At 70.9% G+C, this 26,134-nt stretch carries 21 protein-coding genes and 1 tRNA gene; 12 read left to right on the forward strand and 10 right to left on the reverse strand.

Annotated elements, in window-relative coordinates:
- Window positions 1–149: 149 nt before the first annotated feature.
- Window positions 150–596, reverse strand: coding sequence for a MarR family winged helix-turn-helix transcriptional regulator (locus tag OG485_RS03945; RefSeq protein ID WP_328664555.1), 447 nt, complete (start codon window positions 594–596; stop codon window positions 150–152).
- A 114-nt stretch (window positions 597–710) separates the two neighbouring features.
- Between OG485_RS03945 and OG485_RS03950 the strand changes: the two genes are divergently transcribed.
- From OG485_RS03950 to OG485_RS03970, 5 genes are all read left to right on the forward strand, one after another.
- Complete coding sequence (locus OG485_RS03950) at window positions 711–1,640, forward strand: alpha/beta hydrolase (RefSeq protein WP_328664556.1); 930 nt, start codon at window positions 711–713, stop codon at window positions 1,638–1,640.
- Between the two features lie 292 nt (window positions 1,641–1,932).
- Window positions 1,933–2,373, forward strand: coding sequence for a VOC family protein (locus tag OG485_RS03955; protein WP_328664557.1), 441 nt, complete (start codon window positions 1,933–1,935; stop codon window positions 2,371–2,373).
- Between the two features lie 128 nt (window positions 2,374–2,501).
- Window positions 2,502–3,335, forward strand: coding sequence for an ABC transporter ATP-binding protein (locus OG485_RS03960; protein ID WP_328664558.1), 834 nt, complete (start codon window positions 2,502–2,504; stop codon window positions 3,333–3,335).
- Window positions 3,336–3,594: 259 nt separating this feature from the next.
- On the forward strand, window positions 3,595–4,335 hold the full coding sequence (locus OG485_RS03965) for an FAD binding domain-containing protein (protein ID WP_328664559.1): 741 nt from the start codon (window positions 3,595–3,597) through the stop codon (window positions 4,333–4,335).
- Window positions 4,336–4,685: 350 nt separating this feature from the next.
- The gene (locus tag OG485_RS03970) at window positions 4,686–6,266 is read left to right on the forward strand and encodes an MFS transporter (protein WP_328664560.1); all 1,581 of its coding nucleotides are present in this window, start codon (window positions 4,686–4,688) and stop codon (window positions 6,264–6,266) included.
- 95 nt (window positions 6,267–6,361) lie between these two features.
- Here OG485_RS03970 and OG485_RS03975 read toward each other — a convergent pair whose 3' ends face one another.
- Complete coding sequence (locus OG485_RS03975; protein ID WP_328674232.1) at window positions 6,362–7,009, reverse strand: TetR/AcrR family transcriptional regulator; 648 nt, start codon at window positions 7,007–7,009, stop codon at window positions 6,362–6,364.
- 247 nt (window positions 7,010–7,256) lie between these two features.
- On the opposite strand from OG485_RS03975, the gene OG485_RS03980 reads away from it, so the two are divergent.
- From OG485_RS03980 to OG485_RS03990, 3 genes are all read left to right on the forward strand, one after another.
- Entirely contained in the window at window positions 7,257–7,712 is a 456-nt protein-coding gene (locus OG485_RS03980) for a hypothetical protein (RefSeq protein ID WP_328664561.1), read from the forward strand.
- 194 nt (window positions 7,713–7,906) lie between these two features.
- Window positions 7,907–9,085 carry a PP2C family protein-serine/threonine phosphatase gene (locus OG485_RS03985; protein ID WP_328664562.1) on the forward strand — a complete coding sequence of 393 codons (1,179 nt, stop codon included), beginning with the start codon at window positions 7,907–7,909 and terminating at the stop codon, window positions 9,083–9,085.
- Between the two features lie 126 nt (window positions 9,086–9,211).
- Window positions 9,212–10,852: an FAD-dependent monooxygenase gene (locus OG485_RS03990; RefSeq protein ID WP_328664563.1), complete on the forward strand. Its 1,641-nt coding sequence runs from the start codon at window positions 9,212–9,214 to the stop codon at window positions 10,850–10,852.
- A 95-nt stretch (window positions 10,853–10,947) separates the two neighbouring features.
- Here OG485_RS03990 and OG485_RS03995 read toward each other — a convergent pair whose 3' ends face one another.
- Window positions 10,948–11,400, reverse strand: a complete 453-nt coding sequence (locus OG485_RS03995) for a flavodoxin family protein (protein ID WP_328664564.1) — start codon at window positions 11,398–11,400, stop codon at window positions 10,948–10,950.
- A 279-nt stretch (window positions 11,401–11,679) separates the two neighbouring features.
- Between OG485_RS03995 and adhE the strand changes: the two genes are divergently transcribed.
- The 3 genes from adhE (at window position 11,680) to pflA (ending at window position 17,584) form a co-directional block, all read left to right on the forward strand.
- Window positions 11,680–14,370: a bifunctional acetaldehyde-CoA/alcohol dehydrogenase gene (gene adhE, locus OG485_RS04000; RefSeq protein ID WP_328664565.1), complete on the forward strand. Its 2,691-nt coding sequence runs from the start codon at window positions 11,680–11,682 to the stop codon at window positions 14,368–14,370.
- 52 nt (window positions 14,371–14,422) lie between these two features.
- A complete protein-coding gene (gene pflB / locus OG485_RS04005; protein WP_328664566.1) occupies window positions 14,423–16,687 on the forward strand; it encodes a formate C-acetyltransferase in 2,265 nt (754 codons plus the stop codon).
- Between the two features lie 69 nt (window positions 16,688–16,756).
- Window positions 16,757–17,584 (forward strand): pyruvate formate-lyase-activating protein, encoded by an 828-nt coding sequence (gene pflA / locus OG485_RS04010; RefSeq protein WP_328664567.1) that lies wholly within the window; start codon window positions 16,757–16,759, stop codon window positions 17,582–17,584.
- 80 nt (window positions 17,585–17,664) lie between these two features.
- Here the strand turns inward: pflA and OG485_RS04015 are convergent, their stop codons facing one another.
- From OG485_RS04015 to OG485_RS04030, 4 genes are all read right to left on the reverse strand, one after another.
- Complete coding sequence (locus tag OG485_RS04015; protein ID WP_328664568.1) at window positions 17,665–18,258, reverse strand: uridine kinase family protein; 594 nt, start codon at window positions 18,256–18,258, stop codon at window positions 17,665–17,667.
- A 145-nt stretch (window positions 18,259–18,403) separates the two neighbouring features.
- Window positions 18,404–18,477 (reverse strand) — tRNA-Met (locus tag OG485_RS04020).
- Window positions 18,478–18,551: 74 nt separating this feature from the next.
- Complete coding sequence (locus OG485_RS04025; RefSeq protein ID WP_326789845.1) at window positions 18,552–18,983, reverse strand: hypothetical protein; 432 nt, start codon at window positions 18,981–18,983, stop codon at window positions 18,552–18,554.
- Between the two features lie 256 nt (window positions 18,984–19,239).
- Window positions 19,240–21,336, reverse strand: coding sequence for a DUF1996 domain-containing protein (locus tag OG485_RS04030; protein ID WP_328664569.1), 2,097 nt, complete (start codon window positions 21,334–21,336; stop codon window positions 19,240–19,242).
- A gap of 366 nt (window positions 21,337–21,702) precedes the next feature.
- On the opposite strand from OG485_RS04030, the gene OG485_RS04035 reads away from it, so the two are divergent.
- Complete coding sequence (locus OG485_RS04035; RefSeq protein ID WP_328664570.1) at window positions 21,703–22,932, forward strand: PP2C family protein-serine/threonine phosphatase; 1,230 nt, start codon at window positions 21,703–21,705, stop codon at window positions 22,930–22,932.
- 78 nt (window positions 22,933–23,010) lie between these two features.
- Here the strand turns inward: OG485_RS04035 and OG485_RS04040 are convergent, their stop codons facing one another.
- The 3 genes from OG485_RS04040 to OG485_RS04050 form a co-directional block, all read right to left on the reverse strand.
- Window positions 23,011–23,703, reverse strand: coding sequence for a hypothetical protein (locus OG485_RS04040; protein WP_328664571.1), 693 nt, complete (start codon window positions 23,701–23,703; stop codon window positions 23,011–23,013).
- A gap of 216 nt (window positions 23,704–23,919) precedes the next feature.
- On the reverse strand, window positions 23,920–24,846 hold the full coding sequence (locus OG485_RS04045; RefSeq protein ID WP_328664572.1) for a hypothetical protein: 927 nt from the start codon (window positions 24,844–24,846) through the stop codon (window positions 23,920–23,922).
- 60 nt (window positions 24,847–24,906) lie between these two features.
- A complete protein-coding gene (locus OG485_RS04050; protein ID WP_328664573.1) occupies window positions 24,907–26,082 on the reverse strand; it encodes a DUF2306 domain-containing protein in 1,176 nt (391 codons plus the stop codon).
- Between the last annotated feature and the right edge of the window lie 52 nt (window positions 26,083–26,134).

Below are 26,134 nucleotides of genomic sequence, written 5' to 3' on the forward strand. Positions count from 1 at the left end.
AGTTCCGCCGCGCCAAGGGGATGCGAGAGGGGAAGCGAGCGGATCGGAGAGCGGCATTCGACAGGCGGGACGGACCCCTTGGGGCGGATCGGTCCTGAACTTGAACTCGTGATGCCGGCCTCGCGGGGCCGCGCCTGGCGCATGTCCCCTCAGCCCGGTCGGCCGTGGGAGCCTTCCTCGAGGGTCGCGCGAAGGGTGGTCAGGGTCGAGGCGATGCGGGTCAGGTCGCCAAGGGGAACCGCCGCGGTCAGCGAGATGAGTGCGCTTTCGACGATGGGGCGGGAAGCGGCCAACTGCTCCTCACCCTCGGATGTGAGGCGGAGGACGGACGAGCGGCGGTCCTGGGGGTGCGCGACCCGCAGGCACCAGCCCACAGCCACCAGCCGGTCGACCGCCTTGCTGACGGCCCCGACGGTGATCGCCAGTTCGCCGACGATGTCGAGCACGCGGCACCCCGGCACACGGTCGATGATCTCCAGAAACTCGAACTGCCCCAGCCCCAGCCCTTGCTCGGCGCGCAGCCGGGCACTCACCGCGTTGTAGAGCCGGGTCTCGACGCGGACGAGGTCGGTGAAGATCGAGGTGACGTGGCTCACAGCATCTCTCCAGATAGATTCCTGGGAATCATCTTCCTTGGAATCTGGTTGGGCTCATACGGATGGATTCCCAGGAATGCATCCTCGCACCCCGCCCACCTCATGGAGGCCCCCATGTCCCGACAGCAGCGCGACGCCCTGGACGCCATGCTCCGTTCCGCCCCTCGCAGCGAGACGCGGCCCACTGCGGCGAAGCAGCGCAGTGGTTTCGCCGGAGCTGTCACCCGCCCCGCGCCGGAGGGCGTGGTCACCCGCAGGACCGTCCTGGGCGGGCGGCCGGCCCTGGAGCTGGAGCCGGCCGAAGTCTCCGGCCGCGGCCGACTGCTCTACCTGCACGGCGGCGGCTACGTCGTCGGCTCACCGGACACCCATGCGGGACTGGCCGGTGAACTGGCCCGCCGCGCGGGACTGCGAGCGATATCGGTGGATTACCGGCTGGCGCCCGAGCACCCTTTCCCCGCGGCCGTCGATGACGGTCTGGCGGCCTATCGCGAGCTGCTGGCGGCGGGCACGGACGCACGGGACCTCGTCATGGCCGGTGACTCCGCCGGTGGCGGCCTGAGCATCGCCACGCTGCTCGCGGCCCGGGAGGCCGGGCTGCCGCAACCGGCCGCCGTGGTCGTCTTCTCCCCGTGGGCCGACCTCACGCTCGCGGGCGGAAGCATCCGTTCCAAGGAGGGCGCCGACCCCATTTTCACCGAGGCGGACGTGCGCGCCTACGCCGATCTCTACGTCGGCGCGGGCGACCGGGCGCATCCCCTGGCCAGCCCGGTGTTCGCCGACCTCACCGGCCTGCCCCCACTACTCGTGCAGGTCGGGGCGAACGAGGTGCTGCTCGACGACGCGATCCGGCTGGCCGGCCGCGCGGGCGCCGACGACGTCGAGGTCACACTCGAAGTCGGGCCCGGCCTCCCCCACGTCTTCCAGCACCACTACGGCCACCTCGACGAGGCGGACGCCGCGCTCGACCGCGCCGCCCGCTTCGTCACCGCCCACCTGGGCACCGGGCACCCGGGCGCCGACCGTCTCGAGCGGGCCCACTGACGCCGGCCCCCGCGTGATGCCGGCGACGCCCGCAGCAGCGCCATCGCCGACATCATGGGTTCAAGTCCAGCAGTGAGCCGACGCACGAGTCCGGAGTCCGACGCGCCGCGACTTCGGGCTCCGCGTCGGGTCGGCTCACGCACGCCACGTTGCGCCGCAGGGGGCACCATCTCGCCCTCCACCAGAGTTTTCGGAGTTCGGCGGTCTGAGGATGTCGAGAACGTGGCACCCGCTCCGTCCCAGGGACATCAGCGGCCACCACCGGCCGCACGAGGAAGAAGGCGAAACCAGCATGGCGATTCAGCGGATGGACAACGTCGGCATCGTCGTCGAGGACATGGATGCCGCCATCGCGTTCTTCGTGGAACTCGGTATGGAGCTGGAGGGCAGGGGGGAGGTCGAGGGCCTCTTCGCCGACCGGTGCACCGGACTCGACGGCGTCCGCTGTGACATCGCGATGGTCCGGACCCCGGACGGTCACAGCCGGCTCGAGCTGGCGAAGTACCGCAGCCCCGCGGTGATCAGCGCCGGGCCGCGCAACCGGCCGCACAACATCCTGGGCACGCACCGCGTCATGTTCGCCGTCGACGACATCGAGGACACCGTTGCCCGCCTGCGCCCTCACGGCGCCGAACTCGTGGGCGAGATCGCCCGGTTCGAGGACAGCTATCTGCTCTGCTACCTCCGCGGCCCGGAGGGCATCATCGTCGGACTGGCCGAGCAACTGCGCTGAGAAGGTCTGGATGTTCGCGCGCGATGTCCGGCTCCGGGGAAGATCTTCCACCAATCGGACACACGGGCAACAAGATGCTCAACACATCTAATGTGCGTGGTGCGCCGACCGATCGAGGGGAGCCCGACATGACCGAGGTGCGGACCGAGTCGGACGTCAGTGGCACGGGCGCGGTGGTGGCGCTCCGCGACGTGAGCGTCCACCGTCACACCAGCGGCCAGGTGATCCTCTCGGACATCGGCTGGACGGTACGGGCCGGTGAGCACTGGGCCCTGCTCGGAGCCAACGGCGCGGGCAAGACGACCCTGCTGCGGCTGCTGGGCGCGCTGATGCATCCGACGACGGGAAGCGTCGAGGTGCTCGGCTGCCGGCTCGGCCGGGTCGACGTGCGCGAGCTGCGCGCCCGTATCGGCCATGTGAGTACGGCCCAGCGCGTACCGCAGGACCTCGACGCCCACTCCGTCGTCCTGACGGGCCACACCGGCACGGTCCAGCCGCTGTGGCGGAGGTACGACGCCGAGGTGCGCCGGCGTGGCCACGAACTGCTCGCCGAACTGGACATCAAGGAGCTGGCCGACCGGCCGTACGGGGTCTGCTCGGGCGGGCAGCGGGCCCGTGTCCTGATCGCCAGGGCACTGATGGCCGAGCCGGCCCTGCTGCTGCTCGACGAGCCGTTCAACGCCCTGGACCTGCCCTCCCGCGAGGACCTCGTCGAGGCCATGCAGCGGCTGGCCGAGAGCCGCCCGGAGCTGGCCACCGTGACCGTCACCCACCATCTGGAGGAGCTGTCCCCGGCCGTCAGCCACACCCTGCTCCTGCGCGAGGGGCGCGTCCTCGCGCAGGGCACCGTCGAGGACACCCTGACCGATTCCTGGATGACCACCTGCTTCGGACGGCGGATCACCGTGGTCCGGCACGGCGGGCGATGGGCGGCCTATTCCGGCTCCCACCAGGGTAGTTGACAGCGGTACGAAGCAACTCGCGGCGCGGGAAAGGAAAGTGACGGGCGTCATGGCCGCCCAGTGAGTGCGGACCACGCGTGCGGCCGCCCCCCGGCGACGTCCCCGGCGTGAGCGTATCCGCACGGCGGGGCGCACCGGTCGAGGGAGTGTGCCCTGTACGCGCCCCCGCCCGTACGGCGAAAATGCGCCCGTCGACGGTGATTTCGCCAAGACACCGAGTACCCCGCCGCCAAGTCACCAGGAAAGCAGGTCGGCTGTCGTGCTGTTGCGTCTGCCCACGTCCGTGTCCGAAGCACAGGAGTACATGACCGAAGGGGCTGTGCCCATCGGCGGCGCCACACTGGTGTGGGCCACCTGGCAGCGGGACGGGTTCCCCGACCGGGCCATGTCGCTGCGCGAGCTCCCGGAGGCCAACACGATCGAGCCCGAGGCCCTGGGTGCGGCCGTCGTGCTCAGCCGCATAGACGACCGCGTGCCGGAGGTGCTGCGCCGGGCGGCCGCCGGCGTGGGTACCGGCGCCGTACGCCGGACGGCCACGGTGGGCGGCAACATCGTCGGCAGCACGCTGCGTTGTCTGCTGCCCGCGGCCCTCGTCCTGGACGCCCGCGCGGTGATCCTGGAACCGGAGGGCGTCACCGAGACCGATCTGGCCGAGGTGCTCGCGAAGCGTCATCTGCTCCTGAGCCTGCGCTGGCGCACACCGGTCACCAGCAACTACGTCAAGGCCGCGGCCGAGCCGGGCGGGCCGTCGCCGCTCGTCGTCGCCGCCGCCCTGCACCGCGTCGACGACGGCCGGACCCTTCTTCGCGTCGCGGTCCGTTCCGAGGACGAGGTGTTCAGCGAGAGCGCCGAGTGCCACGGCGACACCGACACCGACACCGACACCGAGGACATTCTGCGCACCCTGCGGAACAGTTCCCTCGGCCGGCTTCCGGCTCCGGCAGGGGAACTCGTCGGCCGACAGGTGACCGACCTGCTGGCACGCGCCGCCGACCGCTAGAGGTTCTCGTCGTCCCGCCTTCATGGAAGTCGGGGACGGAGACGCGTGATCCCGGGCCCTGGCGGCAGGGCCCGGGGCCCGGGAATTCAACAGGTGCCGGTCAGTTGTACCGATCCGGGGAGGGAGACGCGGGCGCGCCCGTCCCCCGTGGGCCGCTGTCCCGGGCTTCCGGCCCGCTGAACGGCATGTCCGCCCGGTGCGGTGCCGGTGACCGTGTTCGCACGCGGCCCGCGGCACCGGCCACCCGACCGCATCCCTAATTCATCAACGTGGAAATCGCACGGCGGACTCCCGACTCTGGGTCCAGGCACCGGGAACCTCCCGGACCACTCGGACGAAGGACGGAGCACATGCCCTCCACCCGCACCCCTGCCGCCGGTTCCCCGCCGGCCGTACGACACAACCTGGTCCTGGTGGTCACCTGCGTCGCCCTCGGCGCGGTGGTCGCCGCCATGGCGTCGCTCAATGTGGCGCTGCCCGATCTCGCCCGCGAGACACATGCGACGCAGACGCAGTTGTCCTGGATCATCGACTCCTACAGCCTGGTCTTCGCGTCGCTGCTGCTGCCGGCCGGCGCCCTGGGCGACCGCTTCGGCCGCAGGCGTGCCCTGCTCGCGGGACTGGCGGTCTTCGGCGCCGGATCCGCCGCCGCCTCCCTGACCACCGAGCCCTCTGCGCTCATCGTGCTGCGGGGCGTCCTCGGAGTGGGAGCGGCGCTGGTCATGCCCGCCACGCTCTCGACCATCACCAGCACGTTCCCGCGCGCCCAGCGGGCCCGAGCGGTGAGCGTCTGGGCGGCGGTCGCCGGAGCCAGCGCACTGGTGGGTCTGTTCGCCTCCGGGGCCCTGCTGGAGGGCTGGTCATGGCGATCGGTGTTCCTGCTGAACGTCGCTCTGGCCCTGGTCGCCCTGGTCGGCACGCTGCTGTTCGTGCCCGAGTCCGCGGAACCGCGGCAGCCTCGGCTCGACGTCGGTGGCGCCGTCCTCGCCGTGGCGGGCCTGGTCACGCTGGTCTACTCGGTCATCGAGGCGCCGACCCGCGGGTGGGCCGACCCGGTCACGCTCGCCGGGATCGGGCTGGGCCTGGCCGTGCTGACGGGGTTCGTCGTCTTCGAGCTGCGCCGCGAGAACCCGCTGCTCGACCCCCGGCTCTTCCGCAACCGCCACTTCGCCGCGGGCTCGCTGTCGATCATGCTTCAGTTCTTCGTGTTCTTCGGGTTCGTCTTCGTGATGATGCAGTACCTGCAACTGGTGCGGGGCGACAGCGCCTTGATGGCGGCGACCGCGATGCTGCCCATGGCCGTGACCATGGTGCCGGTCTCCCGCGCCACCCCTGTGCTGGTCGGCCGGTTCGGCTTCCGGGGGCCCTGGGTGGCCGGTCTCGCCGGTGTCGCGGCAGGCATGGGGATTCTTTCCCGGCTCGACGCGTCCAGCCCGTACTGGATCATCGCGGCCGGTCTCGTGCCGCTGGGTGCGGGGATGGGCCTGGCCATGACACCGGCCACGACCGCCATCACGGACGCGCTGCCGCGCTCGCTGCAGAACGTCGGTTCGGCCATGAACGACCTGGCACGCGAGCTCGGCGGCGCCCTGGGGATCGCCGTCCTCGGCAGCCTGCTCAGCGCCGCCTACCGCGACCACCTGAGCAGCCTGCCCGGCCTGCCGCAGCACGTGGCGGACGCGGCGCGCTCCTCGCTGGCCGCCGCCCATGCCATCGGCGGCCCTGTCTCCGGCCAGGCGACGGCCGCGTTCGTCGACGGCATGCACCTGGCGCTCCTCGGCGCCGCCTCGGCCGCCGTTCTCGCCGCCGTCGCCGTCGCGGCCCTGCTGCGTTCGGCTCCGGGGCCAAAAGCCCCCGCCGAGGACGACGAGCCTGCGGACACCGCCTACGCGCGGGAGCAGTCCGCGCAGGAGCAGCCCTCGTACCTCTGAACTGCCGCAAGAACTCCGGACCGGCGCCTCGCACTGCGCGAGGCGCCGGTCTTCGGTGCGTCGGCCCCACCGGCACGACGGAACGGGACGGTCGATCAGGGGCGCGGCACCGGTCGTCCGGCGGGTCGGGCGTCCCGCTCGGGGCGGCCGGGGCCGCGCAGGGCCTGCCGCAGTTGCGGGCTCACGAAACGGACCAGGTCGTCGGTCGTCATGGAGGCGCTGGGCTCCAGCCGCAGCAGATAGCGGGTGGCGATCAGCCCGGCCACCACGGTGGTGAACGCTGCGGCACGTTGCCGGGCGTCGCGTCCCGGCACGAGGCCCGCGATCCGGTCGACGATCTCGCGTTCCAGCGCCTCCTTCACCAGCGAGCCGAGGGAGGCGTCGTCGATCGCGGTCTTCATCATCGCCAGCAGGGGCGGACCCGTCACGGGGTCGTCCCAGACGGCGACGACCTGACGGACGACCCGTTCGGGGAACGTGCTGAGCTCACCCTCCTGCACGACCCGCGCGAGGAGTTCGGCCGGGTTGGCGCCCAGCGCCAGAGCGGCACCGAACAGCCCCTTCTTGGACCCGAAGTAATAGCTGATCAGGGCGAGATCGACGTCGGCCTCGCCGGCCACGGACCGGAGGGTCACCGCGTGATAGCCGTCCTCGAGGAAGCGCCGCCGGGCGACGGCCAGGATCGCGGCCCGGGTGTCCGGGCTTCCCGGCCTGCGTCCACGCTGTGAACCGGGTTTATTCATCACGGACGAATTCTATGGCGCCGCCGAACGGGTTGTCCTGTGTCGCGGTGCGTTGTCGTCTGTCGCGGTGCGTTGCCATCCGTCGCGGTGCGTTCTGATACGTCGCCCTGTGTACCAATGTCTGCCACTTCTTACGAAATGGCATCGTTAATCCGTATGAGTGGTACATCACACACCGAGGCCGTAGCGTCGAGGAAGAGCCGACACGCTGACGGCCACATGACAGAGCGTCCCGCATGGAGCTGATATGCGCAGAAACTCGATCCGGACCGCGTTCACCGTCTGCGCGGCCGCGTCGCTCGCAGCGGTGATGGGTACCGCTTCCGCCGCCCCCGCGACCCCGCACGCCACGCAGCAGCGCCAGGCGCCCCCTGTGCTCGTGGACTGCTTCTGGCATCCGGATGTGCGCCCCACCGAGTTCATCCTGGCCTGCGGCGACGGCAACAGCCGACTCGTCTCGCTCCACTGGTCGCACTGGAACCAGGACTCCGCGGTCGCCCGCGGCGTCAACATGGTGAACGACTGCAAGCCGTACTGCGCGGCGGGCAAGTTCCACTCGTACCCGGTCATCGTCCGCCTGGACCACCCGCAGCCGTGGAAGAAGAAGCCGCAAGTGCAGCACTACGCGCAGATGACGCTGACCTACACCCATGACCACCCGGACGGATACGCGCAGAAGGTCAGCTACCCACTGTGGGACTGACTCCGGCCGTTCACCGACCCGGCGTCGCGGACTGACGGCCCCCGCCCGAGGCCATTCCAAGGGGTCACCCGGGAACCGACAAGCGCGCCGGACTCGCCGACGGTGTTCACCGTCGACTCGCCGATGGTGAACACCGTACGGAACCCCACAGCCACGGAAACGGGTACAAAATGGGGCATGTGGGTATCCGGCGCATGTCAGTGGACCGTCTCGTGGAACAACCGTCGGGCCGCGGTCTGGTGGCGATCCCGCTCGCGTTGATCGTCGTGATCACCGTGGTGGACATACGCTCCCCCACCGACGTCCATCTGGGCCCCCTGCTGGTCATCGCGCCGACCCTCACGGCCTCGCTGGCGGGCCCCGCGCTGACGGCCCTGGTCGGCGTGCTGGCCGTCAGCGCCCAGGTGGTCATCGCCATCCTGCACGGCGGACTCGGCACCACGAACCACATCGCGCAGCTCATCGCTCTGGTGGTGCTCTCCGCCCTGGTCGTGTTCGTGTGTCATGTACGGGAGCGGCGCGCCCGGGAGCTGGTGCGGGCGCGCTCGGTCGCCGAGACCGCACAGCGCGTGCTGCTGCGCCCCCCGCCGCGCAAGATCGGTCCGCTGCGCGTGGCCTGGCTGTATCTGGCCGCCGAGGACGACACCCAGATCGGCGGCGACCTGTTCGCGGTCACCCGGGCCGCCGGCGCGTCCACCCGCGTCATCATCGGGGACGTCCGGGGCAAGGGGCTGGCCGCCATCGGCGAGGCCTCGGTGGTGCTGGGCGCCTTCCGCGAGGGCGCCCACCGGTACGCCACGCTCCCCGAACTGACGGCGGCCCTCGAGGTGAGCGTGTGCCGGGACCTGGACGAGGTGGCCGACACCGAGCACGACCCGGGCGAACACTTCATCACGGCGCTCGTTCTCGACATCCCCGACGACGGTGCGCAGGTCGAAATGATCAACTGTGGTCATCCCCCGCCGCTGCTCCTGCGTGACAACCGGGTCACCGTCCTGCACACACGGCATCCCGTGCCCCCGCTGGGCATGTGCGAGCTGCCCGCCACCAGCCACCACACCGATCCCTTCGCCTTCGAGGCGGGCGACTTCCTGCTGCTGTACACCGACGGCGTGATCGAGGCCCGCTCCCCGGACGGCGCCTTCTACCCCTTGGCCGACCGGGTGGCCACCCTCGCCGCCTCCAGTCCCGACGTCCTGCTGCGCCAGATCCACGACGATCTCGTCCGGCACATCGGTGACCAGCCCGGCGACGACGCCGCCTTCCTGGTCATCGAACGCGCCCCCGCGCACCACCTCCGCCTCTCACACCGCCCCCCGGACGGCCACCACCGGATTCCCACCGACGGATCGCCGCCTCCCGCGCAGCTCTGAAGGCACGGCGCCCGAGACGACACGGCGCGCTTCCCGCGCCCGTGCCCGACTCGCGAGGGCGGCCGCCGCGGGGCCAGGATGGTGGGAGATCGACTCGGCGCAGGGGGCTCACCCAGGGAGGCTCCCGTGGCCCACACCTTCGGAACCGACGTCGTGGTGGCGGGTGCGGGCCCGGTGGGTCTCACGGCGGCCGCGGAGCTGCGCAGGCGCGGAATCCGCTGCCGTATCGTCGACCGGCTTCCGGCTCGGCTCCCGTACGCGAAGGCGGTGGGCATCCAGCCGCGCACGCTGGAGATCTGGGACCACATGGGGCTCACCCGCACGGTCCTGGAGGCGGCGGTACCGATGTACGGGCAGCTCGCCTACGTCAACGGCACCGAACAGGCCCGGATCGACCTCGTCCTGCCGCCCGAGGTGCCGTACGGCTTCGCCGCCCTGCCGCAGTACGAGACCGAGCGCATCCTCGACACGTATCTCGCACGGTTCGGTACCGGGATCGAACGGGGCACGGAACTGGTCGCGTTCAGCCAGGACGCCGACGGTGTGACGGTCGCCCTGCGGTCGGCGTCCGGTGCCGAGGAAGAGGTCAGGGCGCGCTATCTGGTGGGCTGCGACGGCGCGCACAGCATCGTGCGCAAGAAGCTGGGTCTCGCCTTCGAGGGCAGCGCGTTCCCCGAGGAGTACATGCTCGGTGATGTCGAGGTGGACTGGGACCTGCCGCAGGGCTACGGCGTCCGTGCCATGCACCGGAACGGCGACGGCGAGGTGGACGACATCCTGGTGTGCATCCCGCTGCCCGGCCGGAACCGGTACCGGATGTCGATGGCGGTCCCGCCCGCACTCTCCACGGCGGGGCGGAACGACGGGCCGGCCGACGGCGTCGTCCACGGCCTGGACGGCGGACACGCGCCCGCGCTCTCCGACATCCAGACCGTGCTGGACCGGCTGTCCCCCCGTCCCACGACCGCCTCCCGTCTGCGCTGGTCCTCTGTCTTCCGCATCAGTCACCGGATCGTCGACCGCTACGGCGACGGCCGGGTCTTCGTCGCGGGCGACGCGGCGCACATCCACCCCCCGACCGGTGCCCAGGGCATGAACACGGGTATCCAGGACGCCTGGAACCTGGCCTGGAAACTCGTCCTCGCCATCGAGGGCGGCGCGCGCCACGATCTGGCGGCGAGTTACGACGCCGAGCGGCGGCCCGTCGGTGAGGAAGTCGTCGAGCGCACGGTCCGCCACGCGACCCAGGGCGTCCAGGCCGACCCGGCGGACCCGGGGACCGTGATGCTGCGCGAGGCACAGCTCCTCGTCGGCTACCGCGGCAGCCCGCTCGTGGGCCCGGCCTCCGAGGGCCCCGGACCCCAGCCGGGCGACCGGGCACCCGACTGCACCGGCCTCACGGCGCACATCGCCACCTTCCCGCTGCGCCTCTACGACCTCCTGCGCGATCGCGGGCACGTTCTGCTGGTGTACGGGGACGGCGAGCAGAGCGGTCAACTCGCCCAAGTGGCGGGCGAGTTCTCCGGAGGGCGGGTCGGCACCTGTGTGATCCGGCCCGCCGGGAGCACCACGAACACCTCAGGCTCTCCGGCGTACGTCGACACGCTCGGCGAGTTCGCCCGTCTGTACGGCGTCTCCGACGGGGTGACCGCCTTCGTGGTCCGCCCGGACGGATACCTCGGCGCCCGCCTCTGTCCGCCGACGGCGGCGCAGCTGACGGCCCACCTCGCCCGCACCTTCGCCCAGGCCGACTCCGGCACCCGGTAGCGGTACCGGCCCGTCGAGGCCTGTCCGGCACCGCGCGGCAGACGAGGGTGTCAGACAGGCCTCATTGCTCAATCCTCAGGCCTCAACGGGCGGGATCAGTCCATCAGTTGGGCCGCGAGGGTCGCGCCGAGCTCCCAGCACGCCTCGATGTCGGCCTTGCCCGGCTCGCCGGTCACCTTCACCGCCTCGGCCGCACGGCGCCAACCGAGGCCCGTCGTCACGGACTCGATGCCGCGCACCGCCCCCGTGACGTCGTTTCCGCCGTGCACGTAATAGCCGAAGGGGCGCGCGGCCGTCGTGTCCAGGCACGGGTAGTAGACCTGGTCGAAGAAATGCTTCAGCGCGCCCGACATGTAGCCGAGGTTGGCCGGGGTGCCGAGCAGATAACCGTCGGCGGCCAGCACATCCGAGGCGGTGGCCTCCAGCGCCGCCCGCCTCACCACCTGGACTCCCTCGATCTCGGGCGCCGTCGCGCCGGAGACCACGGCTTCGAACATGGCCTGGCAGTTGGGAGAGGGCGTGTGATGCACGATCAGCAGAGTAGGCACACCCCGCACCCTGCCGCGCCGCCCGCCGTCACCGCAAGCACCACCGGGCCGAGCCGACGGCCGACTTGGACGAGCAGACCCCGACTCCCCGCCGGTATTTCCGGCTCCCCGCCGCAGGCGCCGGGATCCGGGCGCCGCCACCGTCCGTCACGGGCGACGCACGGCCGGGAGGCGGCGGCCCGCCCGGCTGCACGATCGGGCGCGCGGTGCAAGGCTGGAAGTAATCCGGAGCGGTTGGAGCCCGGCTGTTTCGGCACACCGCGACCGAAGGGTGATCCGATGACCAGCCGCCGAAAGAAGGACGGCCAGCACACCTCCGAGGCCGGCACAGCCGCCGCGTCAGCCGTTCGGTCCCAGCCCGCCGGGGTCGAACAGGCCGTGGACGAGCTGGTGGCGCGCGGCCTGGAGGCATTGGGAGAGTATGCCGACTACACCCAGGAACAGATCGATCACATAGTGAAGAAGGCCAGTCTGGCCGCGCTCGCCGAGCACACCCGGCTCGCCATGATGGCGGTCGAGGAGACCGGGCGCGGCGTCTTCGAGGACAAGGCCGTCAAGAACATCTTCGCCTGCGAGAACATCACCCACTCGATGAAGGGCGTGAAGACCGTCGGCGTGATCCGCCGCGACGACATCGACGGGATCGTGGAGATCGCCGAGCCCGTCGGGGTGATCGCGGGCGTCACACCCGTCACCAACCCCACGTCCACCACCATCTTCAAGGCCCTGATGGCGCTGAAGACCCGCAATCCGATCATCTTCGGCTTCCACCCGGCCGCGCAGGACTGCTCCGCCGAGGCCGCCCGGATCGTCCGGGACGCGGCCGTGAAGGCGGGCGCCCCCGCCCACTGCGTGCAGTGGATCGAGCGGCCGTCCAAGGAGGCCACCAGCGCCCTGATGAACCACCCCGGAGTGGCGTCGATCCTGGCGACGGGCGGCAACGCGATGGTCCGGGCCGCCTACAGCTGCGGCAAGCCGGCGCTGGGCGTCGGGGCCGGGAACGTACCCGCCTACATCGAGAAGAGCGCCCAGATACGGCGTGCGGTCAACGACGTGGTGCTCTCCAAGACCTACGACTACGGCATGGTGTGCGCCTCGGAACAGGCCGTGATCCTGGACCGGGAGATCCGTGACGAGGCGATCGGGGAGTTCCGCAAGCTCAAGGCGTACACGGTCAACGACCAGGAGAAGGCGCTGCTGGAGGCGTATCTGTTCGGTGTCGGCGCCGAGCAGCAGGGCGGACGCGACTGCGCGGGCGCCCAGTTGAACGCCGACATCGTCGGGCAGAGCGCGGTCGCCATCGCCGAGGGGGCCGGCTTCCAGGTGCCCAAGGACACCTCGGTGCTCATGGTCGAGGTCTCCGAGGTCGGTGTCGAGGAGCCGCTGACCCGGGAGAAGCTCTGCCCGGTGCTGGCCGTGCTGACCGTGGACAGCCGGGCCGACGGGGTACGGCTGGCCACCGAGATGGTGGAGTTCAACGGTCTGGGCCACTCGGCCGCCGTCCACACCGAGGACGCGGCGTTCGCCGAGGAGTACGGGCATGCCGTCAAGGCCTGCCGGGTGATCTGGAACGCGCCCACCTCGCAGGGCGGAATCGGTGACGTCTACAACGCCTTCATGCCGTCCCTGACCCTGGGCTGCGGCTCGTACGGCCGCAACTCGGTCTCCGGCAACGTCACCGCGCTCAACCTGATCAACATCAAGCGGATCGGGCGGCGGAACAACAACATGCAGTGGTTCAAGATCCCGCCGAAGATCTACTTCGAGCGCGATTCCATCAAGTACCTGGCCGATGTCCGCGGCTCCCGCAAGTTCGTCATCGTCACCGACAAGACGATGGTGGAGATCGGGCACCTGGAGCGGATCCGTAACGTCCTGAGCCGCCGCAGCGAGATCCCCGAGATCCGGGTGATCGACAACGTCGAGCCCAACCCGAGCCTGGACACCGTGCAGAAGGGCGCCGAGATGATGCGCCACTTCGAGCCGGACACCATCATCGCGCTCGGCGGCGGCTCGCCGATGGACGCCGCCAAGGTGATGTGGCTGATGTACGAGCACCCGGAGCTGGAGTTCGCCGACCTGAAGGAGAAGTTCTTCGACATCCGCAAGCGTGCCTTCACCTTCCCCGACCTGGGGGAGAAGGCCAGGCTGGTGTGCATCCCGACCACCTCGGGCACCGGCAGTGAGGTGACCCCGTTCGCGGTGATCACCGACACCGCCACCGGTCAGAAGTACCCGCTGGCCGACTACGCGCTGACCCCGAGCGTGGCGATCTGCGACCCGGCGCTGACCCTGGACCTGCCCAGGAGCGTCGCCGCCGACTCGGGATTCGACGCGCTGACCCACTGCCTGGAGACCTACGTCTCGGTGTACGCCAACGACTTCACCGACGGACTGGCGCTGCAGGGGATCAGGCTGATCTTCGACAACCTGGAGAAGGCCGTCAACGAGGGCGCGGCCAACCCGGTCGCCCGGGGGAAGATGCACAACGCCGGCACGATCGCCGGCATGGCCTTCGGGTCCGCGTTCCTCGGCGTGGTGCACGCCATGGCGCACACCCTGGGCGCGACCTTCCACGTCGCCCACGGCCGCACCAACGCGCTGCTGCTGCCGCACGTGGTCCGCTACAACGGATCGGCGCCCACCAAGGTCACGAGCTGGCCGAAGTACCACAACTACGTCGCCCCCGAGCGCTACCAGGACATCGCCCGGATGCTGGGCCTGCCCGCCGACACCCCGGAGGAGGGTGTGGAGTCCCTGGCCCACGCGCTGGAGGAGCTGCGCGAGAAGGTCGGCATCCCGAGGTCGTTCAAGGACGCCGGGGTCGACGAGGCTGCGTTCCTGGACGCCCTGCCCGAGCAGGCGATGTTCGCCTACGAGGACCAGTGCGCGCCCGCCAACCCGAGGCTGCCGATGCTGGCCGACATGCAGGAGCTGATGCGCCGCGCCTACTACGGCGACCCGGTGTGAGCCCCCGTACGAACGCCAAGGCCCCGATCGACCGAGAAGGAGTCGTACACCGATGACCACGCAGCAGCAGCGGCCCGTCCGGAGCGCCTGGGACGGCTTCCGGGGAGGTCTGTGGCGCGACGAGATCAACGTACGGGACTTCATCCAGCAGAACTACACCCCGTACGAAGGTGACAAGTCCTTCCTGGCCGGTCCCACCGAGCGCACCACGGCCGTGTGGAAGAAGATCACCGATCTGTTCCCCGAGGAGCGCGCCAAGGGCGTCCTGGACGTGTCGTACGACGTCCCGTCCACCATCACCGCGCATCCGCCGGGCTGGATCGACCGCGACCGTGACCTGATCGTCGGTCTTCAGACCGACGCCCCGCTGAAGCGGGCGATCATGCCCTTCGGCGGCTGGCGGATGGTGGCCGGTGCGCTCAAGACGTACGGCTATCCCGTCTCGCCGGAGCTGGAGAAGGTCTTCACGCAGTACCGCAAGACCCACAACGCCGGGGTGTTCGACGCGTACACCCCGGCGATCCGGGCGGCCCGGAAGGCGGGCATCGTCACGGGCCTGCCCGACGCCTACGGCCGGGGCCGCATCATCGGTGACTACCGGCGGGTCCCGCTGTACGGCGTGGACCGTCTGATCGAGGCCAAGCTGGAGGAGAAGGCCGATCTGGACGCCCTGCCCGGCGACCCCGCACGCCTGGAGGAGGTGATCCGCGAACGTGAGGAGATCTCCGAGCAGATCAGGTCGCTCGGTGAACTGAAGGAGATGGCCGCCTCCTACGGTTACGACATCTCGGGCCCGGCGAGCAGTGGCCGGGAGGCCGTGCAGTGGCTGTACTTCGCCTATCTCGCGGCGGTGAAGGAGCAGAACGGCGCGGCGATGTCCCTCGGCCGCACCTCGACGTTCCTCGACGCCTACCTCCAGCGGGACATCGACGCCGGGATCCTCGACGAGAGCACGGCGCAGGAACTCGTCGACGACTTCATCATCAAGCTGCGGATCGTGCGATTCCTGCGCACCCCGGAGTACGACGAGCTGTTCTCCGGCGACCCGACGTGGGTCACGGAGTCCATCGGCGGCATCGGTTCGGACGGCCGCACCCTGGTCACCCGGTCCTCCTTCCGCTACCTGCAGACCCTGTACAACCTGGGGCCGGCGCCCGAGCCGAACATGACGGTGTTCTGGTCGCCGGCGCTTCCGCAGGGCTTCAAGGAGTTCTGCGCGCAGGTCTCGATCGACACCTCCAGCCTCCAGTACGAGTCCGACGAACTGATGCGCCCGCGCTTCGGGGACGACACCGCCATCGCCTGCTGTGTCTCGGCGATGGAGGTCGGCAAGCAGATGCAGTTCTTCGGCGCCCGGGTCAACCTCGCCAAGACACTGCTGTACGCCATCAACGGCGGCCGCGACGAGCTGTCCGGCGACCAGGTCGGCCCGGCCACCGGGCCTGTCACCGGCGAGACGCTGGACTACGACGAGGTGCTGGGCCGGCTCGACCGGCAGATGGAGTGGCTGGCCGAGACGTACGTCCACGCCCTGAACGTCATCCACTACATGCACGACAGATACGCCTACGAGCGGCTGGAGATGGCGCTCCACGACCGTGACATCCGGCGCACCATGGCATGCGGCATCGCCGGGCTCTCGGTCGCCGCGGACTCCCTGTCGGCGATCAAGTACGCCCAGGTCGCTCCGGTGCGGGACGAGACGGGGCTGGCCGTGGACTTCCGCATCGAGGGCGAGTACCCGGCGTACGGCAACAACGACGAGCGGGCCGACTCGATCGCGGTGTGGCTGGTCGAGGAGTTCATGCGCAAGGTGCGCAAGCACCCCACCTACCGGGGCGCCGAGCACACCCAGTCGGTGCTCACCATCACCTCGAACGTGGTGTACGGGAAGAAGACCGGCAACACCCCGGACGGCCGCCGCGCGGGCGAGCCGTTCTCGCCGGGCGCCAACCCGATGAACGGCCGTGACACCCACGGTTACGTCGCCAGCGCGCTGTCGGTGGCCAAGCTGCCGTACGAGCAGGCGGAGGACGGGGTCTCGCTCACGAACACGATCACCCCGGACGCGTTGGGCCGCACCCCCGAGGACCGGATCCGCAATCTGGCGGGAGTCCTGGACGGCTTCGTCACCTGCCAGGGCTTCCACATGAACGTCAACGTGCTGAACCGGGACACGCTGATCGACGCGATGGAGCATCCGGAGAAGTACCCGCAGCTGACTGTCCGGGTCAGCGGCTACGCGGTCAACTTCGTGCGGCTGACGCGCGAGCAGCAGCTCGACGTCCTGGGCCGCACCTTCCACGGGTCGCTGTAGCCACCCGTCTCCCGGGGAGTGCGCCGGGCGCGCTCCCCGGGCACCGCCACGACGTCAGGAGGCTTGGTCATGACCCTGATCCAGCCGGGAAGCGCTCTCCTGCCCCTCATCTCCGCCGACCCCGACAGGCCGGTCGAACAGGCTGTCCCGCGGCGCGGCACCGGGCCTGTCACCGGGTCGGTGCACTCCTGGGACCTCTCCACCGGTGTCGACGGCCCCGGCACCCGTTTCGTCGTCTTCGTCGCCGGCTGTCCGCTGGCCTGCCTGTACTGCCAGAACCCGGACACCTTGCGGATGAGCAACGGCAAGCGCGCCACGACCGACGAGGTTGTCGCGGAGGCGGCCAAGTACGTCCCGTTCATTCGCGCCGCGGGCGGCGGCTTCACCGTCAGCGGAGGCGAACCGATGCTCCAGCCGGACTTCACCGGCGAGATCATGGGCCGCTGCCACGACGACCTGGGCCTGCACACCGCCCTGGACACCTCGGGCTTCCTCGGCGCCCGCGCCTCCGACGCCATGCTGGAGAGCGTCGACCTGGTGCTGCTCGACATCAAGTCCTGGGACCGCGAGCTCTACATGCGCCTCACCAGCCGCCAGCTGGAACCGACCCTGGTCTTCGCCCGTCGCCTGGCCGCACTGGGCAAGGAGGTCTGGGTCCGCTTCGTCCTGGTCCCGGGTCTGACCGATCCCCCGGAGAACGTGGCGGGAGTCGCCGCCTTCACGGCGTCCCTGGGAAACGTCACCCGTGTCGACATCCTGCCTTTCCACAAGTTCGGCGCCGACAAATGGTCGGGACTGGGCATGGACTTCACCCTCGCCGCGACCCCGGTCCCGAGCGCCGCCCAGATCGCCGAAGCCCGCTCCGTCTTCGCCTCGTACGGCCTGAACGCGGTATGACCCGCTGCACCCGGAGGCGGTGTTTCGTTGCGCCCTGTCAGTGCGCCGTCATGTCAGGGCACTGCCGTGTCAGGGCGCTGTCAGTGGCCGGGAACCACGAGATGCGCCCTCTCCCGGGGACGGGTCGTGTTCAGGTAGTGCTCCTCGGCCAGGCGCCAGCGGGCCTCCCAGTCGATGGGGCCGTGGTCGTCACCGCGGGCCCGGAGCCGGCGCATGGACTCCTCGGGCGGGGTGTCGACGTAGACGACCAGGTCGTAGTGGCCGACGAGTTCGGGCCGGGCGGTGTAGACACCCTCGACGAGGACGATGCCGTCGCAGGCGACGGCACACACCTCGTCCTTCGCCAGGGATCCGGTGGGCCAGTCGTACCGCCGGTAGGCCGCGTCGTGGCCGGTGGCGAGCGGGGTGGGGACCTCGTCGCGCAGCCGCTGCCAGTCGAAGTAGCGGTCGTAGCCCTGAGCAGGGGTCAGTGCCGCGCGTTCGTCGGCGTCCATCGGACGGTAGAAGTCGTCTCCGTGCACGACCACGGCATCATCGAGCCGGGCGACGGCGGAGGCCAGGGTCGACTTGCCCGACCCTCCCATGCCGTCGACCGCGATCAGCACCAGCCCTTTGCCGGCGCGGGCGCGGGCGGCGGCCACGACGCGCTCCGCGGCTGTTTCGATCTTCGTCATGAGGCGATTGTGTCGACACCGGGCGCTCCGCCCGTGGCGAATGAGCGGCACTCGTATGTTCCGACGACTCACGGGTCCGGGCGGCCGGGGAGACACGACACGGCAGAGGGGCCGACATCGTGATGTCGGCCCCTCTGTCTTCGAGTAGCGGGGACAGGATTTGAACCTGCGACCTCTGGGTTATGAGCCCAGCGAGCTACCGAGCTGCTCCACCCCGCGTCGGTGAAATCAACTCTACGCCATGTTTTCCGGACCCTGGACCATGATCGCCCGCCGGCGGGCTGCGCGGGCTGTCACACGTCGGTGGGCAGACCGCTCACTTCGGCGATGCCCCGCAGTTCCTCGTCCTGACGGTGCCGCTCTCCGATGAAGTCGGCGATCTCCTTGCACCGCTCGGGATCATCGGCCGTACCCGAATCCGTGACGACCCGGACGACACCGATCTCCTCGGTCTCCAGCTCGACGATCCGGTTGTCCAGGCGTCCCGTGACGGCCACGGCGACCACGAGGGACGCCTCGTCACGGACCTCCTGCGGGACGCTCTCGGGTTCCGCGCCGTCGAGACACAGTTCGATCGCTCCCACCCTCTCCTCCCTGATCGCTTCGAGTACGGGCTCGACCATGCGCAGCAAGAGCGCGTAGTCCGCCGGAGCCATACGCAGGCGGAGCATTTCGAGGTACAGGTCGAGGGGCCGGTCATCCGGTGCCTGCTCTGATGCGTCCATGGAGCTTCGCCTTCCCCAATGTGGACGACATGATCGCGTCTCCCACCAGCATGCTGCGAATCGGCTCACCCCGCCGGTCGAGACGGCCGCCCCGAACACGGCCGAGGGGGCGCGTGCCCTGTCCGCACAGGCCACGCGCCCCCTCAAACTCGTTGTCCGGAATTCGTCCGCGAGGACTCGTCCAGCGAGTTTCATCCGCCAGGAGTCATCCGTCAGGACTCATCCGTCGGGAGTCGCCCGTACCGGGCTGTCCGTGTCACGCGTAGGTGCGCCGGATCCGGTAGAGAACGAAGATGCCGGAGAGGACGAAGATCCCGCCGATCACGCCCGGCCACAGGTTCGCCCCGGTCTCGGCGAGCCCGCCGGTCCCGACCGCCTGCGGCTCGATCCCCGACGTGGCCGGCGGGTAGGACGCGGCCGCGGGTTCCGTCTGCGCGGGTGTCCCCACCTCGGCACCCTGGTCGTCGCCCGGGGCCGTCACATCGGACTTGGGCTCCACCGTGGCGGGAGGCGCGTCGTTCCCGGCCGGCTCGGTGGCCGGTGCTTCCTCGGTGGGCTCTTCGGCCTGACCGCCTCCGTTGTCACCGGAGCCCTGCTCACCCTTGCCGTCGGACGGGTCGTGCGCGGTGGGCGCCGGATCCTCGGAGGGGTTCTCCGCGGGCTCCTCGGAGGGATTCGGGTCCGCCTCCGACGGGTTCGGCGCCGCCTCGGAGGGGTTCTCCGCGGGCTGTTCGGAGGGGTTCGGGTCCGCCTCCGACGGGTTCGGGGCCGCCTCGGAGGGGTTCGGCTCGGCACTCTGCGACGGCTCGTCGGTGGCCGGCGGGTCCTCCTGCTGGCCGCCCCCGTCACCGGCGCCCGCGCCGCACTTCTTGCCGCTGTTGATGCAGTCGACCACGTTCTTCATGGTGTCTTCGTCGAAGACGTTGATGAAGTCGCCGTGGTCCGTGACCGGCTTGTGGAGGTTCTCCGGGAAGGAGTCCACCGCGAACAGCGGCGAGGTACGGCCGCCGTCCTGGAGGCTCGGCGCGTCGATGTCGTAGACGATGCGCTGCACCAGCTGCGGAATCGCCTTGAAATTGCCCGGGCAGTTGCCCTGGGCGTCCGCGAAGGCCACGTGGGTACGGTGGTTGGCGCTGTCGATGTTCGCGCCGTCCCAGCAGCTCTGGAACTTGAAGGTGCGCACCACGTCGCTGCCCTGCGGGCAGAGCGGGTACTTGTCCTTCAGCTGCCGGTCCTCGAAACCGGTGCAGCTCCAGGAGGCGTTGGCGTTCGCGGGGCCGTTGACGAAGGCCTTGGCGTCACCGGTGATGATGCGCAGCAGCCGCGGCATCTCCGTGACCTTGCTGCGCGGGTTGCCGACGAAGGTCAGCGTGACCTGCTTGGGCGTGACGATCTTGCCGGCGTTGCCCTCGGTCCCGCCTCCGGGGGAACCCGCGTCGCGTTCCTGGGTTCCGTTCTGGAGGCGCACCACGGGCCAGAAGTACGAGGACTTGTCGCCCTTGTCCTGGCAGGAGGTGTCGGCCTTGGCCAGGTCGTCGTCACTGGCGAAGGCGGTGTTGGACTGGTTGCCGATGTAGTCGTGGAAGTGGTGGGCGCCGTTGGTGACACCGGGAGCCACGATCACGTTGTCCGAGTTGAACAGGCCGTTGGCGTTCACTCCACAGCTGGAGACGAACTCGCCCTGGGAGGCGTCGCCCTGGGGCTGCGGGTTCGCCACGTTGGGCTGGACGGACTTGATGTCCGCGTAGTCGGCGGCCACGGGGCCGTTGCCGGCCGGTGCGGCGCCTCCCTGCTGGCCGCCCTGGTTCTGCGACGCGCCGGGGCTCGGTGACGCGCTGTTCTGGTCCTGCGGCGCGGCGCTCTGACCGGTGTCCGCCCCGGTGCCGGGCTGGTTGCCGGAGGGACGCAGTGTGCAGGCCGCGAAACCGTCGAGCCCGCTCGGCGGGTCGCCCACGGCATCGATCGCGGCCACGATGCGGCCGATCGACTCGGACCGCTTCTCCTTCAGCGGATTCATGATGGCGTCGGCGCCGCTGTCGCCGTTCTGCTGCATCTGGTCGGCTTTTGCCTGGAGTTGCCGGTACGCCTCGGCGATCTGCTGGTCCAGGTCTGCGAGTTCCTTGTCGACGCCCTCCTTCGCGGCGTCCGGAACCGTCTTCAACTGTTCGCCGACGTCAGGGCAGTCGATGGTGGCGGACCCGGCGGACAGGACGTTGGCGTCCGTCGCGCCGGTCTCGCTCGCCGATGCGTAGACGTTGACTCCTACGAGTCCGCCTCCGCCCAGTATCAGTGCGAAAGCTGCAGAGGTCGCGCGGCGTGCGCCCGTTGGGCGTCTGCGCGTGTTGCGTCCCAAGGTGGTGCTCCTACGCGTCGTGGTCGGCTCGGCATGGAAATCCCCCGCCCCTATACGCACGCGGGTCGCGTTGTGTTCAGCCGTCTCCCGAATTCACAGTGACCCCGTATGGAGCAACTGCCCCAAGGCGCTTCGGTGAACGCCGGAAGACCCTCTCACCCCCGGGCGGCCGGGCGGCGGCGAGCGTGGCCCGCGCACCCCTGCGGTTGCACCGGGCGCGGACCGGTGGCCTGATGGGAGCACTGCACCACGGGTACGCCCTGGACGTGGGGCCCCGGTCATGACCCGGGCCGGTGGCACAGGGCAGGGTGCTCCGCCGCTTCCGCCGTGGGCACGGCAAGGGCAGCGGCGTGAGGCGGTGAACCAGTGACGGGAGCGGAGATCGACTTCGGCGGTGTCTTCCACGCCCTGCCCGGCATGGTCGCCCTGCTCACCCCGGAGATGGTCTTCGTGGACGCCAACGACGACTACCTGAGCAACTCCGGGCGCTCCCGGGAGCAGCTGGTCGGCCGGTACCTCTTCGACGTCTTTCCCGACCGGCCGGGCGACCCCGCCTCCACCGGGATGCGGAACCTGGCGGCGTCCCTGCGCCGGGTGGTGGAGTCCGGCGAGCGCGACGCCATGGCGCTCCAGCGGTACGACGTGGAGTCACTGGACCGGCCGGGTGTCTGGGAGGAGCGGTACTGGAGCCCGGTCAACGCCCCGGTGCTCCATGCGGACGGCACGGTGGCGCTGGTGGTGCATCGGGTGGAGGAGGTCACCGAACTCATCCGCGCCCGCGGCGGGCTCGCACCGGGCGACCGGACCCCGGTGATGGAGGCCGAGTTGTACACGCGGGCCCGGGAGCTGCAGGAGGTGAACGAGCGCCTGCGTCGTGCCCACGCCCGCGAACGGGAGGTCGCCGTCGCGCTCCAGGACGCGCTGCTGCCCTCACCGAACCAGGTGGTGACGCACCATGCCGCCATGCGCTACCAGCCGGCCACGAGTTCGCTGAACGTGTGCGGGGACTGGTACGACCTGGTGGCACTGGACGGCGACCGGATGGCGGTCGCGGTGGGTGATGTCGTGGGCCACGGGCTGCCCGCCGCCTGTGTCATGGGCCAGTTGCGCAGTGCCCTCAGTGCCGCGTCCCGGGCCTCCGCCGGTCCCGCGCGCGCACTCGAGGTGCTCGGGCTGTACGCGCGTTCCGTCGAGGGTGCCGAGTCCACCACGGCGGTGACGGCCTGGATCGACTGGGAGAGGCACACCATCGCGTACAGCAGCGCGGGACATCCTCCGCCGGCCCTCCTGCGCGGCGACGGGAGCGTGGAGTTCCTGGACGGGGCGACCGACCCGCCACTGGGAGCCCGGCCGGAGCACGCGGACCGCCCCGAGGCCGCGACGGACTTCGTCACGGGCGACACCCTGGTCCTGTACACCGACGGTCTGATCGAGCGGCGCGCCGAGGACATCGACGTGGGCCTCGGACGACTCGCCGCCGCGCTGACCCGGCACCGGGGGGCCGAGCCCGAGGCCCTCGCCGACGCGCTGCTGTCGGAGCTGCTCCCGCCCGGCGGTGTCACCGACGACACGGCACTGGTGATCCTCCCGCTGTGAGCCCGACCGGCGGGGGACGGCTCCGGGGGCCCGACGTCCAGCCGGCGGCCGCCCGGCGGCGGTGGCATCCGGACGGTGTCACCCGGTGGAGGGCGAAGGGGTGAGCCGGTGGGAGCGGACGACCGCGAGCACGCATACGGCGAGGAGGGCCGCGGCCAGGGCGGCCAGGGCACGCAGCGGCCCCGTCGGCACCGGTCCCGCGGCCAGGGCGCGTGGCGGCATCCGCCCCTGGGGGTCGTAGACAACGGCGAGCACGTCCCCCGGCCGGGTGGTCCGCCCGCATCCCCGCCATACGCGGACCTTGAGCGGTGCGCCGTCCCGGGCGACGACCGAGCACAGATAGCGGGTGCGGCCCACGCCCTCCTTCCCGCCGCCCTCGACGGACGTGACGACCATGGGCGCCACCCGCTCGCCGTCCGCCGGCACCACGTCCGCCGCGGCCTGCGGGGCCTGGAGGGCAAGACACACGCCGAGGGCCGCGACGACGCCGACCAGCGCCCGCCCCGCCCGCAGGAGAACCAGGTGCAGGACGAGGATCCCGGCGCACACGAGCCCGGCCTCGCCGCTGGCCAGTACCGGCACTCCGGTCCGGTCGCCGAGGACCCCGGCGCCGACGATCGATCCGGCCCCCAGCACCCCGGCGAGGATTCCCTCCCCCGCCAGCCACCGGGGCGGCCATCCGACGAACTCGGCGGGCCCCCACACCGTGCTCCGCATGTACGCCGTCAGGTCCGGCTCCCGGACGGGTGCAGGACGACGCCACCCGCGCATCCCTGGACCACCCCCGGCAACATTCCTCGTCGTTCGACGCCTCGTATCCTGCCGTCCGGAGCGGACCGCGGCCCTGCCTCGGTCCGGAACAGATGGCGTGGACACCGTTGCCGGGAGTCGGCAGCGAAGGTCCGGTCGGGCCCCCGGGAGCGAGGCGATTCAGGCATCCTGGTGACGGAGTGTCAATTGTGCTGATTCCGGGTGCGGCCGGCTTCGTCAGCCCTCGGTGACAGGGTTCTGCCGGGGTGGTACCGCCGAGGCTCGCGCCAGCAGGACGCGTCCGCTGAGGCCGGCCAGCAGGAGCCCGGCCACCATGGACACGAGGCAGAGAGCGGGACCCGAGGACCAGTCGACGGCGGCGGCGCGGCAGGCCAGCACGACGGTCACGGCGACGGCGGTCCCGGGCAGGGCGATCAGCGCCGGGCCGGTGCGGCCGAGGTCGTCCTCGGCGAGCGCGCCGAGGACGCCGACGCCGAGGGCCAATGCCCAGACGCCGAGCGCCTGCGCGTCGGGGCGGTCGACGCTCCACGGCACGAAGTCGGCCCAGAAGCCGGGCCGGACGAGCAGACCCGTGCCGATACCGAGCCACGCCGAACCGAGCACGGCCAGCGCCGGTTTCGACCAGCCGGGCAGCGGCGCACCGCGCGGGCCGAGCGGACGGCCGGGGGTGAGGTACTGCAGGACCAGCGCGATCAGGGCGCACACGCACAGGGCGCCGAGCACGAAGAGCCAGCCGAGGCTGAACAGCACCGGGACGATGGAGCCGCCCCGGGCGATGTACAACCGCCCCGCGTTGAGCAGGCTCACCGTGAACAGCCCGCCCAGCACCACGGCCAGCGGGTGGACGAGCGAGCGGGCCTCGTGCCAGGTGCGAACCCGGTTCAGCGCGAACAGGCCGGGCGCCGTGCCGAGCATGGCCGCGCCGATCAGCCCTGGCGTCAGCGACTCGGTGGAGCGCCACGCGCCGAAGACGTGTCCGGTGAGGGCCACGGCCGCCAGCAGGCCGCCGACGAGGACACCGACCACGGCGACCGCGGTGGCCAGCATCGCCACTCCGGCGGTCAGCGGCCTTCCGCCCGCCGCGAGGGGCCTCGGCTGCCCGGAGACGTCGTCGGTCCGGGGCGGGTCGGATGCGTTCGGCATGGGGATTCCGTTTCCGGACGTAGGGCGCGACGGAGTGGACGCGTCGGGGGCGAGGAGGGGTTACGAGACCGGTGCGGAGAGGCGGGTGACCGAACCGGGGGCGGGCGCGGCCCTCTTGAGGACCTCCCGTGCGTACATGACGCGCACGCTCACCATCAGGGTCGCCGTGAACGCCATCACGCCGCAGCCGATCGCCGCCCCCGCGGCCAGCGCCGTGAGCCCGTCGAGCCCCAGCGACCGTTCGAAGAGCGGAGCGGCCCCGACCGACAGCACCGGCGCCAGGCACAGGGCCACCCAGTGCAGACGCCACTCCTCGCGCGCCCAGAGGCGGCCCTCCCGGCCGGCCCGCCTCGCGCGCAGGGCCATCACCGCGTACGTGACGGCGTACGGCAGGAGATAGGCGAGCAGGAGCCGCCTCCCCCGCGTCCCGTGGTCCAGCGAGGCGCGCGCGATCCAGGTCAGCGCGGCCGCTCCGGCCAGGTGCGCGAGGGCCAGGACGGGCACAGGGGCCCACGACCCGGACACCCCCGCGACGTTCGCGCGCCGGTCGAGGGAACGCGAGGCGATCAGGGCGCCGAGGGCGACGACGGAGCCCAGGTGCATGGTGGCCAGCTGGTTGATCTCGGCCATGGACAGTCCCGGCAGGATCAGCGGCAGGCCACCCCACTCGAAGCGGAGCAGCGGGGCGGTCAGCAGGAAGCCGTAGCACAGCAGCATCCAGCGCTGGTGCAGGTCGGGGAAGCCCCCGACGGCGGCGAGCACTCCGAAGGTCACGCTCATCACGGTGCCCACCAGGATGGTCGCGAGCACGATCCAGAAGGCGGCGCCGCTGAAGGCGTCCTCGGGGGCCGTGCGCGCCAGGTACATCCCGGCGCCCGCCATCGAGGCGTACACGGTCACCGCGAAGACCACCCCGAGCCCCCGGTGCAGCCGCGTGCGCCGCCGTACGGCGGTGAGCACCTGCGCGGGGCCCAGCAGCATCAGCACACCACCGAGCACCGAGTGCACGATCATCGGCACGAGGCTGTGGCGGTACGGCCCGATCCGGGTGGCCAGCGCGTCGGCCACGTAGCGCGGCGAGACCACGTGGGCCAGGATCCACTCACCGAACGCCGGTGCGCCGGGGTGCGCGTACGGCCACAGCTCGGTCATCGCGATCGGCGCGTAGCCCACGCACACGGCGGACACGGCGATGACGGCGAGGCGGCGCCAGGTGGTGCCCGTGGGACGGCGCACGACGACTCCCTGCTCGTGGCCGCGACCCGGCCATCGATAGTCTCGTTTGGAC

The sequence above is a fragment of the Streptomyces sp. NBC_00328 genome (genome assembly GCF_036139655.1).
In the GTDB taxonomy this organism is placed as follows: domain Bacteria; phylum Actinomycetota; class Actinomycetes; order Streptomycetales; family Streptomycetaceae; genus Streptomyces.